This is a genomic window from Mesorhizobium waitakense, assembly GCF_056431085.1.
Genome location: NZ_JBWKME010000038.1, coordinates 1 through 15,139 on the forward strand (window position 1 = coordinate 1; position 15,139 = coordinate 15,139).

The 15,139-nt window shown below is 60.0% G+C and carries 20 protein-coding genes, 1 pseudogene and 1 riboswitch; of the genes and pseudogenes, 7 read left to right on the plus strand and 14 right to left on the minus strand.

Annotated features, from left to right (window positions below; genetic code table 11):
• Positions 1-69 precede the first annotated feature (69 nt).
• Both AC07FD_RS09700 and AC07FD_RS09705 read left to right on the plus strand, forming a co-directional pair.
• Positions 70-222, plus strand: a pseudogene (locus tag AC07FD_RS09700) (ankyrin repeat domain-containing protein); the annotation flags it as partial.
• A 114-nt stretch (positions 223-336) separates the two neighbouring features.
• Positions 337-528, plus strand: a complete 192-nt coding sequence (locus AC07FD_RS09705; RefSeq protein WP_478349647.1) for a hypothetical protein — start codon at positions 337-339, stop codon at positions 526-528.
• A gap of 2 nt (positions 529-530) precedes the next feature.
• On the opposite strand, the gene AC07FD_RS09710 is transcribed toward AC07FD_RS09705, so the two are convergent.
• On the minus strand, positions 531-719 hold the full coding sequence (locus tag AC07FD_RS09710) for a hypothetical protein (protein ID WP_478349648.1): 189 nt from the start codon (positions 717-719) through the stop codon (positions 531-533).
• A gap of 494 nt (positions 720-1,213) precedes the next feature.
• Here AC07FD_RS09710 and AC07FD_RS09715 point away from each other — a divergent pair, with 494 nt between their 5' ends.
• From AC07FD_RS09715 to AC07FD_RS09725, 3 genes are all read left to right on the plus strand, one after another.
• Positions 1,214-1,492, plus strand: a complete 279-nt coding sequence (locus AC07FD_RS09715) for a hypothetical protein (protein WP_478349665.1) — start codon at positions 1,214-1,216, stop codon at positions 1,490-1,492.
• A gap of 799 nt (positions 1,493-2,291) precedes the next feature.
• Positions 2,292-3,446 carry a sulfite oxidase gene (locus AC07FD_RS09720; protein WP_478349666.1) on the plus strand — a complete coding sequence of 385 codons (1,155 nt, stop codon included), beginning with the start codon at positions 2,292-2,294 and terminating at the stop codon, positions 3,444-3,446.
• A 66-nt stretch (positions 3,447-3,512) separates the two neighbouring features.
• Complete coding sequence (locus AC07FD_RS09725) at positions 3,513-4,571, plus strand: class I SAM-dependent methyltransferase (RefSeq protein WP_478349649.1); 1,059 nt, start codon at positions 3,513-3,515, stop codon at positions 4,569-4,571.
• 64 nt (positions 4,572-4,635) lie between these two features.
• Here the strand turns inward: AC07FD_RS09725 and AC07FD_RS09730 are convergent, their stop codons facing one another.
• The 5 genes from AC07FD_RS09730 to AC07FD_RS09750 all read right to left on the minus strand — a co-directional run bounded on the left by AC07FD_RS09730 (position 4,636) and on the right by AC07FD_RS09750 (position 7,409).
• Entirely contained in the window at positions 4,636-4,842 is a 207-nt protein-coding gene (locus AC07FD_RS09730) for a hypothetical protein (RefSeq protein WP_478349650.1), read from the minus strand.
• Between the two features lie 365 nt (positions 4,843-5,207).
• Complete coding sequence (locus AC07FD_RS09735; RefSeq protein WP_478349651.1) at positions 5,208-5,402, minus strand: RNA-binding protein; 195 nt, start codon at positions 5,400-5,402, stop codon at positions 5,208-5,210.
• A 984-nt stretch (positions 5,403-6,386) separates the two neighbouring features.
• Entirely contained in the window at positions 6,387-6,632 is a 246-nt protein-coding gene (locus AC07FD_RS09740; RefSeq protein WP_478349652.1) for a hypothetical protein, read from the minus strand.
• Between the two features lie 20 nt (positions 6,633-6,652).
• Positions 6,653-6,862, minus strand: a complete 210-nt coding sequence (locus AC07FD_RS09745) for a hypothetical protein (RefSeq protein ID WP_478349653.1) — start codon at positions 6,860-6,862, stop codon at positions 6,653-6,655.
• 343 nt (positions 6,863-7,205) lie between these two features.
• Complete coding sequence (locus AC07FD_RS09750; RefSeq protein WP_478349654.1) at positions 7,206-7,409, minus strand: hypothetical protein; 204 nt, start codon at positions 7,407-7,409, stop codon at positions 7,206-7,208.
• Between the two features lie 1,328 nt (positions 7,410-8,737).
• Here AC07FD_RS09750 and AC07FD_RS09755 point away from each other — a divergent pair.
• Positions 8,738-9,235, plus strand: coding sequence for a sulfocyanin-like copper-binding protein (locus AC07FD_RS09755; RefSeq protein WP_478349655.1), 498 nt, complete (start codon positions 8,738-8,740; stop codon positions 9,233-9,235).
• Between the two features lie 174 nt (positions 9,236-9,409).
• Here AC07FD_RS09755 and AC07FD_RS09760 read toward each other — a convergent pair whose 3' ends face one another.
• The 7 genes from AC07FD_RS09760 to AC07FD_RS09790 form a co-directional block, all read right to left on the minus strand.
• Complete coding sequence (locus AC07FD_RS09760; RefSeq protein ID WP_478349656.1) at positions 9,410-10,090, minus strand: recombinase family protein; 681 nt, start codon at positions 10,088-10,090, stop codon at positions 9,410-9,412.
• 75 nt (positions 10,091-10,165) lie between these two features.
• Positions 10,166-10,369, minus strand: a complete 204-nt coding sequence (locus tag AC07FD_RS09765) for a hypothetical protein (RefSeq protein WP_478349657.1) — start codon at positions 10,367-10,369, stop codon at positions 10,166-10,168.
• Between the two features lie 289 nt (positions 10,370-10,658).
• Positions 10,659-11,540 (minus strand): universal stress protein, encoded by an 882-nt coding sequence (locus AC07FD_RS09770; RefSeq protein ID WP_478349658.1) that lies wholly within the window; start codon positions 11,538-11,540, stop codon positions 10,659-10,661.
• A gap of 58 nt (positions 11,541-11,598) precedes the next feature.
• A riboswitch (Fluoride riboswitch) is annotated at positions 11,599-11,659 on the minus strand.
• Between the two features lie 210 nt (positions 11,660-11,869).
• Positions 11,870-12,262, minus strand: a complete 393-nt coding sequence (locus AC07FD_RS09775) for a hypothetical protein (protein WP_478349659.1) — start codon at positions 12,260-12,262, stop codon at positions 11,870-11,872.
• 13 nt (positions 12,263-12,275) lie between these two features.
• Positions 12,276-12,617 carry a hypothetical protein gene (locus tag AC07FD_RS09780; RefSeq protein ID WP_478349660.1) on the minus strand — a complete coding sequence of 114 codons (342 nt, stop codon included), beginning with the start codon at positions 12,615-12,617 and terminating at the stop codon, positions 12,276-12,278.
• A gap of 56 nt (positions 12,618-12,673) precedes the next feature.
• Positions 12,674-13,249: a DNA-methyltransferase gene (locus AC07FD_RS09785; protein WP_478349661.1), complete on the minus strand. Its 576-nt coding sequence runs from the start codon at positions 13,247-13,249 to the stop codon at positions 12,674-12,676.
• Positions 13,246-14,019 carry a ParB/Srx family N-terminal domain-containing protein gene (locus AC07FD_RS09790; protein WP_478349662.1) on the minus strand — a complete coding sequence of 258 codons (774 nt, stop codon included), beginning with the start codon at positions 14,017-14,019 and terminating at the stop codon, positions 13,246-13,248. The genes AC07FD_RS09785 and AC07FD_RS09790 overlap by 4 nt, the downstream gene beginning before the upstream one ends.
• Positions 14,020-14,270: 251 nt before the next feature.
• Between AC07FD_RS09790 and AC07FD_RS09795 the strand changes: the two genes are divergently transcribed.
• Positions 14,271-14,795, plus strand: coding sequence for an EF-hand domain-containing protein (locus AC07FD_RS09795; protein WP_478349663.1), 525 nt, complete (start codon positions 14,271-14,273; stop codon positions 14,793-14,795).
• 160 nt (positions 14,796-14,955) lie between these two features.
• On the opposite strand, the gene AC07FD_RS09800 is transcribed toward AC07FD_RS09795, so the two are convergent.
• Positions 14,956-15,139 (minus strand): helix-turn-helix domain-containing protein (locus tag AC07FD_RS09800; protein ID WP_478349664.1); only part of this gene is annotated, 184 nt, incomplete at its 5' end.

A 15,139-nucleotide genomic window follows, 5' to 3' on the forward strand; every position in this document is an offset into this window, starting at 1 on the left:
ATGTTGAATCAGAACCGCGATGATTTGGGAATCCTACGACTCCTATAAAGCTCATCCCGCTCTAGAGAAGGATCACGGGAGGTTGTCGAGCTTCTCGTCGACCACGGTGCCGATTTGAGCGCGAGAACCCATCAGGGCATGACCCCGCTGATGATTGCGGAGAGCACAACAGGACGTGCGGAAATAGGTGCTTTGCTTCGGACTCTCGGTGCCAAGGAGTGATTTGGGCGATCTCGCTCCCAGACAGGGTTGCGCTAACTACTAAGCCCTTGCCAGTGAGATCGGTATCAGGAATATAATCCTCTCGTTGCGGCGACCTCTTCAGTGGAGATCGCCATGTCCAGAACCAAACCTTCAAAGCAGCTATCGCAGGCTGAAATCGAGCACTTTCTGACGGCAGCGGAGGCGCTCCATAAGAGCATCGTCCAGCCGCTGCTATCGCCAAGCAGCGACCATTGCCGGGCACTCCAGCGCACCCACGAAGCGCTGTTGAAGACGGTCAAGGACATCACCGCCCAACAAGACTAGACCTACTTCCGCATGATCCATTCCAGCAACTCGGCATCAATGTCATCGCTGCCGGTATAGTCGGCGATCAAAAGCTCGGCCTCGGCTCGCCATTGGTCTTCTGGAATGTTCTTTTCGATGACGGATTTTACGAAGGCGCTGCGAATGATATCGCAGTCGAAAGACGACACCGAAACACCCAGCTTATCCATGGTGCAACCTCCCATCCAAGGGCTGGAAACAGAATGGCGACTCGGGGATTCATAATCCATCCGATACAGGGTTCAACGGGATTCCACTTCCCGCCGAAAACTCTTCGAGTCACATGTTGCTGGCTGGCCGTACCGGAGGCGACGGTCGATGCGGTGGCATCTGTCGCTGCTTGACCGGGATGTTGGCCAAAGACGCGCGGATTGGTCTAATGGATGCCGATAGGCTATTGGTTCGGCGCTTCAACAATGTAGCCGACATCTTGGCAACGAGGTCTCGTATTTCCATGGGCGCTCCTCCCGAGCAGCCCCCCGCCGTCGCTGTATTAGCAAGGCTGCAAATGCGCCGCATTTAACTTTTACGTATTGAAGCGGCTCGATGTCCTTTGGTTAAAAACGTACAATGGCCGGCGCCAGCGGTAGGCGCTGGGAACCGAGTTCAGTGGATGACGTTTTTCCTGAAGGTCACGTTGAATGACCAAACGACGGAGGAAACAATGAACGTCAAGATGCTCACAATGGGCGCGATGGCGCTTGCGATGATGGCTGGCGCTGCAGCCGCTGGCAACACGTCCGCACTCGATGATCCGGCAAAGATGTCGCCGTTCTTCACCGATGCCGGCATGAAGACCATGAAGTCCGAAGCGGACTTCAAGACCGCATGGATGGCCATGAAACCCGATGAACAGAAGGCGGTGTTGAAAGACTGCGGCGATACCACGCTCAACAAGTCGCATGCAGATTTCTGCGCGATGGCAAAGATGATGGGCGGCTGAATCTAGGCCGAAACGTCGAAGGCGGGCACTGGGTCCGCCTTCGAGTTGACTGCGGGCCGCTCGCGAGGAGGTTGCCATAATGGCGACGGCGCTACCGCGTGAATAGCCGACGCGGCTGCCAGGGTGAGAGCGTTGCCGAAGTCGCGTCGACCACTTCGCGGTGGTCTTTGGGAGCGCCGACCGTTAAGATTAGCGCTCCCAAAAAGATGGGCAACGCACCCACGCCGCTTGGTTAAAATCGTACAGTAGTTGTCTCTTGAACGCCGAAATTCGGCGATCATATAAATTTGGCGATTTGTCCCATTGCGCGGGAGCCAATGCGATGGATAACGGCAATGTCCACCCTTGCGTTGAATTGATTGAAGCATGCGGCGAATGGTTCGTCCGCCTGGTCAAAGACGACCAAGAGCTAACCCGATCATTCGAGCTCGAATCCTACGCACTGGCCTATGCGACATTTCCGACGGATGTCCGGTCTCGCTAAATCACTGGCTGCCCGGAGCGCTGCCAGACGTCCGTTCTGGCACTAAGCTGCCTATTCAGACCACAAATGGCGGCCTCTAAGTCATCATATCCCGTCCAAGTTGTGGACACTTCCTCTTCGAAGGCGCACTCTCCTAGGACGAAACCCGAGCAGAGTTTCGTCCAATGCTTCACATGCTTGAGATGCCTCGCTGATTGCCTGACCTGTCCGGAGATCCGGGTGGGGCAGTCGTTCATTGTGCGCCTGTCCGTGATCAGGCTACGGCCCAATACGCACGCTGCAGCCCGTTCCGGATCAACTGGGAGGGAAAACAGCATGCCTCATCTTCAACGCAGAGAACTTATTCAAGGGAGCGTGGCTCTTGCCGCAATCGCCGCTCTTCATGCCTCGCGGGCTTACGCTTTTCCCACACGGCCCGGCGAGGAAGTCGTCAAATGGACCGATCAGCTGCCACCGAACCCGGTGCCAGAGGTCATCAAGAATCAGATTGTCTGGGAGGACCTCGATTCATGGGTGACGCCCAATGACAAGTTCTTTTCAATCGCGCATTTCAACAGGCCGGTCATCGACGCAGGCACGTGGAAGCTCGAAATCGCCGGCCTGGTCAAAAAGCCGATGGCCCTGACGCTCGCCGACATCCAGGCCCGGCCGCGCCAGGAAGTCACGTTCACGGTCGAATGTTCGGGCAATACCGGCCTGCCGTTTTTCAACGGCGGCATTGGTAATGCGCGCTGGGCGGGCACGCCGCTCGCCCCGATCCTGAAGGAGGCCGGGGTCCTCGACAGCGGCATCGAGGTCGTCTTCTGGGGCACCGACGAAGGCGAGATCAAACGAGCCGACGAAGTCACCTTCAAGCAGAATTTCGCGCGCAGCATGTCGCTGGCCGACGCCATGGATCCAAAAAACATCCTTTGCTACGAGATGAACGGAACTTCCTTGCCGCCCGACAACGGCTTCCCGCTGCGGCTGATAGCGCCGGGCTGGTACGGGATCGCGAACGCGAAATGGCTCAAGCGCATCGACGTGCGCGACCAGCGCTTCGAGAGCCGGTTCATGGGACGCGACTACGTCACGGTCCGCGAGGAAGACCATAATGGCGAGACCGTGTGGGCGGAAACCTCCGTCGGACGCGCACGCCTCAAATCGGCGCCGGCCCGGGTCACTCATATAGGCAGCGATTACCGGATCGTCGGAGCCGCCTGGGGTGCGCCGGTCGACCGGGTCGAGGTCAAGATCGACGATGGGCCGTGGATGCCGGCGATCGTGGACGGCACCGAAGAGGCGGAGTTCGCCTGGAAGATGTGGTCTCTGGACTGGCCCAAGCCGTCCGCCGGGGAGCACACAGTCACCTCGCGCGCGATCGACAAGAGCGGCAACATTCAACCAGCAATGGACGATCCGTGGATCGCCAAGAAACACACCTACTGGGAGAGCAACGGACAGGTCACGCGCCGGGTCAATATCGTTTGAGAAGCATTGCTGCCACTCAGGGGTATCGCCAAAGGGAAAACACCGCGAGCCCGAAGGGAGATGTTAATGTCGGACGCTGGTCAGGAAAAACTGGACGCTTTCTTGGGTAAGATGGTCGGCGATCTGGGCGCGATCGCAACCGGCGCGGGTGTCCTGTTGGGTGACAGGCTCGGCCTGTTCAAGGCCTTGCGCGTAGGCGGGAAGATGACGTCCGCCGAACTTGCCAAGGACACCGGTACCCAGGAACGCCTCATCAGGGAGTGGTTGTCGGGGCAGGCGGCGGCGGGCTACGTCGACTATGACGAGGCCACTGACCGATTCTATCTCAACGCCGAACAGGAGTTGGTCTTCGCCGATGAGGACAGCCCGGCCTTTATGGCCGGCGCGTTCGAGGTGCTGTCGACGCTGTGGCTCGACGAGGAAAAGGTGAGGCAGGCGTTCCTGTCAGGCAAGGGGGTTGGCTGGCATGAGCACAGCGCGTGCCTGTTTCGCGGCACGGAGCGATTCTTCCGGCCGGGCTACAACGCCAATCTGATCGGCTCCTGGCTGCCGGCTCTCGACGGTGTCGTCGAAAAGCTCGAACGCGGCGCCGAGGTGGCGGATGTCGGGTGCGGCCATGGCGCATCGACCGTTCTCATGGCGTGCGCTTTTCCGAAATCGCGCTTCGTCGGCTTCGACTATCACGCCCCTTCGATCGAGCGCGCCCGCAAGGCCGCCGAGGAAGCCGGCGTCAGCGCCAATACGCGCTTCGAGGTCGCGGCCGCCAAGACCTATCCCGGCACCTATGACCTCGTCGCTTTCTTTGACTGCCTCCATGACATGGGCGATCCGGCGGGTGCCGCCACACACGTGCATGGCTCGCTCAAGTCGGACGGCACATGGATGATCGTCGAGCCGTTCGCGCATGATCACCTAGCCGCCAACCTCAATCCCGTTGGACGCGTCTACTATGCCGCCTCAACCTTTGTGTGCACGCCGGCCTCGCTGTCGCAGGAGGTCGGGCTCGGGCTCGGCGCCCAGGCCGGCGAGGCGAGGCTGCGCAAGGTAGTGACCAGCGGCGGCTTCAAGCGCTTCCGCCGGGCCGCGGAGACGCCGTTCAACATGGTTCTGGAGGCTCGTCCGTAGCGCATAGCGGCGAGCATGGGCACTCCAGCATACCCACGAATGTCGCGCTCCCTGTAGCGCTAGCTCATTGCACTGTCGGCTTCGGTATGAACTTGGGCGATTGTAAATCGTGGCCCAATTTTGTTGCCTGAGCGGGCCTAAGTATGATCGGGACAATATCACCTTCGGTCGGGAACAGTAGCAGAACGACGCCTCCGACTGCTTCACTCATGGCTACCTCCCACTTGTCGATGGCAATTGCTTGCTTCTCGCTCTTGATCTCGGCTGCCATTGGATTGCCCCATCTCTTTATTTCCCCGAGGGCAGCATCGCGCAACCTGTGCGCGAAGGCAAGCTAGGAGGAAGAAGGCCGGCGCCATAGGGGAGGTTGCCTGAAAGGCGCCGGCCAAGCGGAAATCAGATCCGCCGGAGCGTTAGGGTAGCTGAGACTTGACGCAACGTCATGCCTGCAAGTGTCCCGTTTCGGGAATACAACTGGCATCCCGTCTTGCTGCGTGAGCTTGCCGGCTGACGCCGGTCCTGATCGCGTAATCTGATCAGGTGTAGGCTCGCCGGGTTTGAGGCGGTTGGGGTCCTTGCCCGGCGAGTTTGCCACCCTTGAAGGACGTCGCAGTGGCGGCCTAGGCACTGCGGCGCTTAGAGAGGGCCTGCAAGGTCCGTTTCGTCCATGATCCCGCTTTGGAAAACACTGACGATTTCCTCAGCGAGGTCTTCCCTCTGTTCCTTGTCTTTTTGGGCTAGGTGGCGCTCGATGCACAGTTGGTCGAACACCCGCTGGAGCAAGTCCAGCTCAGTGGGCTCGAACACTCCGTAATAACGCGGCAGTGGCATTGCCGTCCCTCATACACGGCTGACGCGGAACAATCTCACATAGCGGGTTTGGTGGCGAGTCACCTGTTCGAGAAGCCACACTGACGCACAGACCGGCAGTGCACAGTCCTCGGCGCCCGGTCAGGCGACAGTGGACGCGAAGGGCGCCGCCCCTGGCCAGATGGAAAAGACAGCTGCGCGCTGCTGAACCATCGCCGCGCACTCGGTAATGGAAAAGCCCGCCGCCTATAGGAATGGCGACGGACTTCTGTCTTCACTGTAAGCCGAAATCTCGGCAAGGCCCCGAATAGACATCGACAAGGTTGTCGCGCCGCCGGCCTCTGCGGCGTGTCGGTCGAGTGCGACATCCAACAGCCCTTCCGTTGTGCGGATCGAGAGAAGGCCAAGGGCACCTGTCCCGTCCGCGACCGTGCTGATATGAATTTCGGTCGGCACGAAAGGCAATGCCTTTTCGGTTCGTTTCACTGGTGGCTCATTTCGCTTGGGCGGCTGGCACAATCGCGCAACCCGGCGACACATTCAAGCGGGCTTTAGGTTGTCTCTGAGCCCGGTAGGCCGGAAAGCCCGCGCCTCTGGCGGAGGACGCGGGCCGATCGGATACCGATCTTCAGCCGACATCGGGGGCGACGTCGGCTGCCAACCCACAGTAATTAAGAATTATCTAATGTTCTACTTTACTGAAAGCTAAATTCCGATCACTCTGACGGCGATCGACAAGACTTCCGGTGTTGTCGTCGGTGGTGGCGGACGTTTCGCTTCGGAGGTCGAGACAATCGCAGCCGCCGCCGTGCAAAGCAACAGACTTGGCTAAGCTGCGCAACGCTACGCTCGAAATCAAAGGCAAGACGGGGACCGTGCACAACCATTATCTAGCCAAGATTGGGACGTTCATCCCGTCTCGATTTGATTTTGGCGATACGTTTGTCTGCGCGAGCCCTCATAGCTATCGCCGGAACGGTGTGAGGATCGCCCCTCGCGCGATACCTATCCAGCAAGTGGCGGACTTGGTGTGATCACAGCCTCCGGTTTTCTTTCACTGATCGAGATGATCCCGTGCTTGAAGAAGACGGTGCTAGTTTCGCTGCCAGGCGCGCCTAATTCTGCCGAAACGACAACGAGCTCGAAGTGCCCTTTTGAACTAAGCTGATCCACAAGGCTTTCCAATGGTGCATTTTCGCTCTGGCCGAGATGCTGTCTTCCGTCAATCGTGGTCACAATAAAATCTGTCACACTGACCTCCTATCAGCCAATCAGGACAACGAAGTCACAGGCTCGACCGACGGTCCGGACCGTGGCGTCTTGCTCTCTTCTGCAATCACCAAGAGCGCTTCAAGGGTCACTGCAATGCCCGACATCAGCGCGGAGATATCGGTGTTGCCGCCGGGCAATGCGAGCTCAGCCGCCCTGGTTTGCATGCTGGTGCTGAGTTCCTTCAATTTCAGGCGCGGATCGTCGTCCATGACTTTCCTCCGTTAGCTGGAGGCCTAACGCTGCGAATAGCGACCAGTTCCTTTTAGCAAAGGGGCCTGCCTGACGGACGAGACCCTATGGGCAAAGCAGGCAGCACCATATTGCGCCCTTGGTGGAACGCCTTGGTTGGAGCTAGACCGTCGGCCAACGATGCAGCGGCCCAAGCTACTGCGAAACCAAACACCAAGGATGCGACAAGGGCCAATAATGTTGGTAGGCGATGCATCCCGCCTAAGTAGCCACCCACCCCAAAAAGGTCGACCCAGGATCAGGGGAGACCGCCTTCACCGATCGTAACATGCTTAATGTCGATCCCGGTGCTGTCAGTTGACGCTACTTCCTTCGCGCCGCCAGGTCGGCATAGATTCTCTCTCGATCACCCTGGTGCTTCTTCACCAGGGCAAGAGCCTGTTCACGATCGAGAAGCCCGAGCTTCATGATGAACGTCAACTCATGCTTCGGCACTGCCGTATAAGGCAGCAGCTGAGCCCGTACACCGAGCTCTCGCCTGCCGCCGAAGGTTTGTTCCTCTGACATGGGCTATGCACTCGCACCCTTTGAGGTCAATTCTGACCTCCATCTCAAGACCCCATGGTTGGCATTTGCCGCGAGACGATAAGCTTCATCGCGCGGCAATCCTGTCAGGGTTCGACCGGCGAATTCGGCCGGCAGACCGAAAATCTCATCGAACACCGCCCACGTTCCTGACGGTTCCTGTATAACCCTGAACCTCATCAAGCGCTCCCCGCAATTGGTTCAGTGCTGTATCGTCGGATCATATTCGCTGGTTTGATACGGGAGAGAAGCGGATTTCAAGACCGCATGGATGGCCATGGAACCCGATGAACAGAAGGCTTCGTTGAAAGACTGCGGCGATACCACGATTAACAAGTCGCATGCGGATTTCTGCGCGATGGCAAAGAAGATGGGTGGCTGAACTTAGGCCGAACATTGGAGGCGGGCGCACTGGTGCCGCCTTCGAGTTGATTGAGTAGTGGCCGGCGGCACCCTAAGGTTGCCTGGAAGCGCCGGCCGGGTTGGGCTTCCGCAAGGCGGAAGCCCAACCTAAGCGCTCCCGTCCGTCTCGCTTTCCTCATCGATCCATCCGGACAGGAAGATAGGCGTTCGTTTCCAGCCACTCCCTCAAAATCCTACCGATAAGGTCGGGCCTGGACACCTTCATCTCGGCGGCTATGGAAGCAGCGGACCGGGAGGGCATCGAGGTAAGCGAGATCTATGAGGAGGTGGGCAGCGTCTTCGAAGTGATCGCGGAGGCGATGCAACACCGCGAAGGCAGCCTGGCTGACTGACAGCCGCGCGGTGGCACGCGGCCTGGTCAACCAGGCGTGACGGAACATTAGCTATCTCTAAAAGTTTCACGATTGCGGCAGGTGATGTCACCTGCATTCCCTGCCGAAGATCGGGATACACCCCACCTGATCGGGCCCGCGCTTGCCCGCAAGCGGCGCGGGCTTTCGTGCTGACCCACCAAGGGCCAGGCCAAGGCTCTGGCCTGGCAAGGGAGATCGGCGATGAGGTGCGGGTCGAGAGGATCACCACAGACAAGCGCTAGAAGCGCCCAGGGAGGCTAGTTGCGCAAGCACGCGGAACCGATCGCGCCATGTTTTCCGGTGGCCACGATGCGCCCTGGGGGATTTCGATCGGTTCGGTCAGACGGCGATATGACCCGTCATTGGTGCGACATAGCCAATTCAACCTGACAACTGGCTGACAGCTGCATCGGCGCCGCCGATCGGACTCGCCGCCGATCAGTTTGATCTGGCGCAAGGACGGCGGGTGACGCCGCGAGCAGGATGGCGGCCGGATGTAGAGCGGTTGTGCCGCCGTCCTGAATGAGGATCGTCATGAAAACCATATCGAGGAGAGCAGCGCTCGGGCTGGCTGCTGTAATGCTCATGGCCGACAGTGCCGGCGTCGTCCAGGCTGCTTCGCTTGTTCAGGTCTCGCTGTGGGACAAGGGCGCGAGTACGGAGATGCCGATGGGGCTCGCCTATGCAGCGCCCGGACTCGATCTCGCCAAGGCGACCATGGGCATCAAGGTTTTGCCCGGTGCGGTGAAAGCCGGGGAGGTCACATTCAATGTGAAAAATGACTCCAAGGATACCGTTCACGAAATGATCGTGATGTACCTTGCCGATCCCAGCAAGCCGCTTCCTTACCTTGAGGCCGAGAACCGGGTCGACGAAGACAGGGCTGGCGACAAGGGCGAAGTTTCGGAGCTTGATCCCGGCAAATCAGGCACATTGACCGTCGAACTGAAGGCTGGAAAATACCTGCTTGTCTGCAACGTGCCAGGTCACTATGGAGCCGGCATGTGGGCCGAATTCACCGTCGATCCATAGGTGGAAGTCTGCGTGGATCGCTTTTGTCGCGCATGCCAACATCATCCATTCCGAGATATGCTCGCTGCGAGATGGAAACAGACGCCCGTGTTCCTGATATTCGCTGAATTGTGGGCCGAGCCTCCCAAACGCTGAAGCCTTGGATTTTCCCGCCTATAAAAACTGATCAGGCCCTCAAACTGGGTTCGTGGATCGCGCCAGCAGGTTGCGCACGTTCGACACCTGCCATTGCCCATTGCGAGCAGTGCGGACACCTCGGTCGTTCAACGCGATTGCCAAGCCACGCAAGCTGGTGATGCCAGAGCGCCGGATGGACTCGATGATCGGGAGCACTGTCTGGGCAAACCGGTCGGCCTCCTGCATTGAGATCTGACGCCCTTTCGCAGCGGCCTCGGCCGTGTTGGTCGGATTGCCCAGCTTGATGCCGGTGGTCTTGCGCGAGGCGAGGGCGGCCCTGGTGCGTTCCGAGATCAGCGGACGCTCTTTCTCGGCGAGTGCTGCGTAGAGGTGGAGCATGAATGGATCGGCATCGGCGCCAAGTTCGGTCACGATGAACGGCACCCGCTGAACCATCAGCCCGGCGATGAAGGCGACATCGCGCGACAGTCGATCGAGTTTGGCAACGATCACCGGGCATTTGGCCTGGCGAGCGAGTGCAAGGGCGGCAGCCAACTGAGGCCGGCGATCCAGCGCATCCGAGCCCCTGCCGGTTTCGACCTCGGTGAACTCCCGGACGATGCCAATGCCTTCGGCTTCGGCGAAGCGGGCAACAGCGGCGCGTTGGGCCTCGATGCCGAGACCTGATCGACCCTGCCTTTGTGTTGAGACCCGATAGTAGGCGACGGCGCTCGACATGGCGCAAATCCTCCGGGTGTGCAAACTGCAAACCACCGTTTGCAGTGTGCTCACTCTGGCCTAATAGGCAAGTTCTTACAGAGAGTTAGCCTGAAACCTCGTGCCCGCCCCGGTACCCTTGCTATTGCCTTGCTGTCGAGCTGAGCGATAGTGCTTGCGCAGCGTTTTGGCATCAATGCCGATCATGCCGGCGATCTCGGCCTCGGGAACGCCGTAGCCGGCCATCGCTTCGACCTGGCGGCGGTTGAAGGCATCGGGCTGGTGGCTGGGGCGGGCCATCAGGCTGCCTCATCAGCGGAGGCCACACCCGCCGCATGGCTTTCCATGGCCTCGCCTTCCGGGAAATCAGCCTCCTGGAGGCCAATTCGCGATGACGAGCGATTTTGAGCCACCGGAGTGCCGGGCGAGGGGCGTTGCTCGGAATTGGCCTCCAGGAGGCGTTTTCTGGTGTAGGGATGGCGGCCGGCCCTGAATGGCCAGAGCGGACAGGTCACCGTCTCGCAGCCGCCATCTCCGACGAGACGAATGCGGTGATCCGGAAGCGCCTCAGTTCGCCTCATCAGCGCTGTTAATGCCTCATCATCAGAGGCATCTCGGCGTGCGTCAGCAAAGTATGTGTCACCCTACCGATGATCAGTTCCAGAAGTTGTCCGTGCCTATAGGCGCCCGTGACGAGGCAGGAGGCCCCGACAGAGGTCGCATATCCTATAAGGGCGTTGGCGACCGATTGCGGGCCGGACGTGATGCCGACAATCTCAGCGGAAATCCCCATTTCCGCCATGTGTTCCGCAGCCGTGCGACGATAGCTCCGGTTAGCGTCATCGATGCACACGACCGTGACCTCGCGGGCGGCCGCTAGCCATGGCTTAGCGGATTGCAGCGTATGCAACGCATGGTCATCCGGCTTCCATCCGATGACGAGATGCCTCGTGAAATCCGCCGCAGCCCATCGATAGGGCGGCAACAGCGCCAACCTGTGACTGTGGAAAAGAATCGTGTGAACGACGTCCCGGGCGTCCATGTTTCCGGTCCTCGGTGCGACCATGAGATCGGCTTCTTGTGCTTCAAGATTGACGCAACGATCCACGTCGCCGCTGCAGTCACCCCAAACCACCTGCTCGCGGCCGGGCTGCGCGAACTGCCACTCGTCGAAGACCGCCTTGATTTGGGCGAGGCGTTGATGCGCGGTCCCTTCGGAACGCTCCCGTAGAAGCTGAAGGTCGATCTCCTCAGCGGAAGCCAGCATCTTTTCCGGATCGGCGCCAATATGTAAGGCAGTCATCGTGCCGCCGACGGCCCTTGCCGCAGCCTCGCCCATATCCAGACAAGCGCTGACCGCGGTGGGATCCGGTAGGACGACGACGATCTTCGCCGGCCTCTGCTCACCGCTTTCCGCAGGGCTTGCACGCCTGTTGGCGTCAGTCGATCCGACAGGATTGAGATTGGTCATCGCGAAGCTCCTCCATCGACTGCGGAAGCATCGCCAAACGTTTCCCACTGCCGTCAGCGACGCAGTAGGAGTCATCAGCCAAACGGCGGTTCAAGAAGGACTCCATCCCCGTTCAGCAGACCATATCCGGCATGGCGGGACGAGGCAAGAAATGTCGGCGTCGGGCGTGTCCTCAATGGTTCAAAGGCCGATCGGTCCGGTGCCTTCCCTCTACGGGTTTGGGGGCGCGATAGAGCGTCGACAATCCGGCGGCATGACGAATTCAATGTTGTGTTACGGCAGCTTGCAAGTTCAGGTCGACGGTATGCGCGGTTCCCCCGGTACCCTTGCTATTGCCTTGTTGTCGAGCTGGCAGCCAACGCGGTTATCGCCCGTGTAAACCGTTCGGCATCCACCTCGATGCGGCTATCGATCGGACCACCGTCCTTGCCGGAGTGTTCGTGGACGGTCGTCTCCTTCCAGCGCGCCCGTGTCTTCAGCCAGAAGATCGCCGCGGTGACGGCTTCACGGCCGTCGCCGAGGGCCTTGCGGTAGAGACTTTCGGCAACCCGCGCATTGGCCTTGATCTGCCCGCTGTCCAGCTCGCGGGCACATGTGGTCCTGAGGGTCTCGACATCGATATCGAGCACACGAGCAATCTCGTCGGCTGACAGGCCATAGCCAGCCAGCGCCTCGACCTTGGCGGGCTGCAGTTTCTCGAATGCGAGGTCGTCCGGCTTCATCTGGAGGCCGCCTTCAATCCGCCGTCAGGCCAGGCGTTCCCCTCGGGCTGTCTGGATCGGGTGGCGAGACGATGACGCGCTCGATCCTGGTGAATTCAATAGGACTGTCCGGAACGCCGGCATGCTCGTTCAGAACGGTTTCCTTCCAGTGGGCGCGGGCCTTCAGCCAGAAGATCGCCGCGGTAACCGCCTCTCGGCCTTCACCGGTCGCCTTGCGATAAAGGTTTTCGGCAACTTTGACGTTGGCCTTCACATGGCCGAAGTCCAGCTCGTGGCGATAGTGCTTGCGCAGCGTTTTGGCATCGATGCCGATCATGCCGGCGATGTCGGCCTCCGGAACGCCGTAGCCGGCCATTGCTTCGACTTGACGACGGTTGAGGGCATCTGGGTTATGTCTCGGTCGTCCCACGGTCAGAAGGCCTCCTGAGCCCGCTCGGCGGCAACAGCGGCAAAGGAACGGCCATCGCCCTCCAGGATCGCCATGCTGCCTGTGAAGGCCTGCCAGCGCAGCACGGAGACGTCGACATAGGCGGGGTTCAGTTCGATCGCATGGCAGCAGCGGCCGGTCATCTCGGCGGCAATGATCGTGGTGCCCGAGCCGCAGAAGGGTTCGTAGACGGCCTGGCCGGGCGAGGAGTTGTTCTCGATTGGACGGCGCATGCACTCGACCGGCTTTTGCGTGCCGTGGCCTGTGTCGGACTTTCGGTGCGGGATGGCCCAGACAGTGGTCTGCTTGCGGTCGCCAGCCCAGTGACCTTTCTTGCCCTTCCTGACGGCATACCAGGCTGGTTCGTGCTGCCAATGATAATCGCCGCGGCCGATAACCAAACGGGTCTTGTCCCAAATAATTTGGGAGCGCACCGCAAAGCCGCTGGCCTCGAGGCTTGTGGCGACAGTGGTGGCGTGGAGAGCGCCATGCCAGACATAGGCAACGTCGCCGGGAAACAGCGCCCACGCCTCGCGCCAGTCGGCACGGTCGTCGTTCAACACCGTTCCCTTGGCGAGGTTGGCGCCGTCACCGAAACGCTCGCGCCAGCTTGGATCGTAGCTGACGCCATAGGGGGATAGGACACGAGCAGATGCGGCTTGACGCCGGCAAGCACGCGCTCGACGTCGGCGGCATTGGTGCTGTCGCCGCAGATCAGCCTATGCTTGCCGAGGATCCACACGTCACCGGGGAGGGTGGTCGCCTGCTCCGGAACCTCGGGAACATCGTCCGGATCGGTCAGGCCGGGATTGCCAAGGCTGGTCAGCGCGGCAATCTCCAGATCGTCGAACCCGGTCAGCGACAAGTCGAAACCAAGCTCACCGAGGTCGGCCAGTTCCAGACCGAGCAGTTCAGTGTCCCAGCCTGCATTGAGCGCCAGCTTGTTGTCGGCAATCACCAAGGCCCGTTTCTGCGCCTCGGTGAGGCCGGCAAGCTCGATGACCGGGACTTCGCTCATTCCGAGTTTGCGGGCCGCCAGCAGGCGTCCGTGGCCGGCTATGATGCCGTTGTCGCCATCAACCAGGATCGGGTTCGTCCAGCCGAACTCGCGGATCGACGCCGCGATCTGCGCGACTTGAGCATCGGAATGGGTGCGGGCATTTTTGGCGAACGGGATCAGAGCCGCGGCAGGACGATACTCCACAGCGAGGCGATCAGGGCCATCCTCGATATCGTCAGCCTTATGAACTGGCGACTGGCGCAGACCAGGAGCCACGGTTGGAATGGCTGAGGCTCGTTCGGAATCATGATCGTTGGTCTCGATCTGCATCGACTTCCTCTTCCATGGAAGCGTGGCATCAAATAAAGGGAGGCGTGCTGTCAAAGTGGATCATACCACGGCTCTATGTTGCTGTAATCGCTACGATTCTTCGCGCCAACGCGAATGATTGCGCGGGTTTGCGCTCGATCGAGACCAGCACGCAGCGACCATCTGCCAACTCACCAGGAACCATGAGGTGAGCAGCGGGTTTGGCTTGGATGCCGACGAGATCGGCTAGCCATTCATCAAAGGAGACCACAATGACCGTACCGAGCAAAACCACAGCAGTTGTCGCGGTGTTGGCTATGCTGGCCTCGCCAGCGTTTGCCCAAACGAGCGAGACCGCCCCGCCCACTGCACCAGCGCAGGATCATGGCCCCGAACAGTCGCCGGGATCGACCGGACAAACCCAAGACTCCATGCGGGAAATGATGCGCCAGATGATGGGTGAGATGATGCAGGAGAGAATGCAGGAGCATCGCGGCGACGAAGCGGAACGGCGGGATGGCGATCGCTGGCATCGCGACTACAGAAAGGGCCCGCCTGAAGGGCGGCGGATGACAGGAGGCCGCAGTGGTATGGGAGCCGGAATGGTGCATGGCGCGCGGATGCGAATAATGTTCGCCATAGTAGACGCCGACGGCGATGGTGCGCTTTCGCAGACGGAGGTTCAGGATTTCATCGGACGGATCTTCAATGCCGTTGACGAGAACGGCGATGGCAGCGTCGACATGGGCGAAATCCGATCCTTCTTCCACGGAGCCGGCGACGAGGGCCAAGACTAACTCGATATGCCGGTCCATCCAGACCAACGCTGGGACCGAGCTGGATCAAGTCCGTTCTCTCGCGCACCCCGGTAACATCGGTAGCAAGGTAACAGGGGCGGCTCGGCTAAGTAAATGTTACCTTGTTACCGATGTTACCGGGGTTGGTCAGCAGGGGTTTTTAGATAGCGTTTTTTGGATGAATGTACTGGCCGCGCCCGGATTTCTGCACTTCTCCAGCCTTTGCCATCGCATGAAGCAGCCTGCGAATGTTACCGTTCTTCATGCCGGTAACATGTGAGAGGTCACTTGGGGACATCGGCTCGCGCGCCTCCTCCAATGTTACCAGAATGTTACCGCGCTCG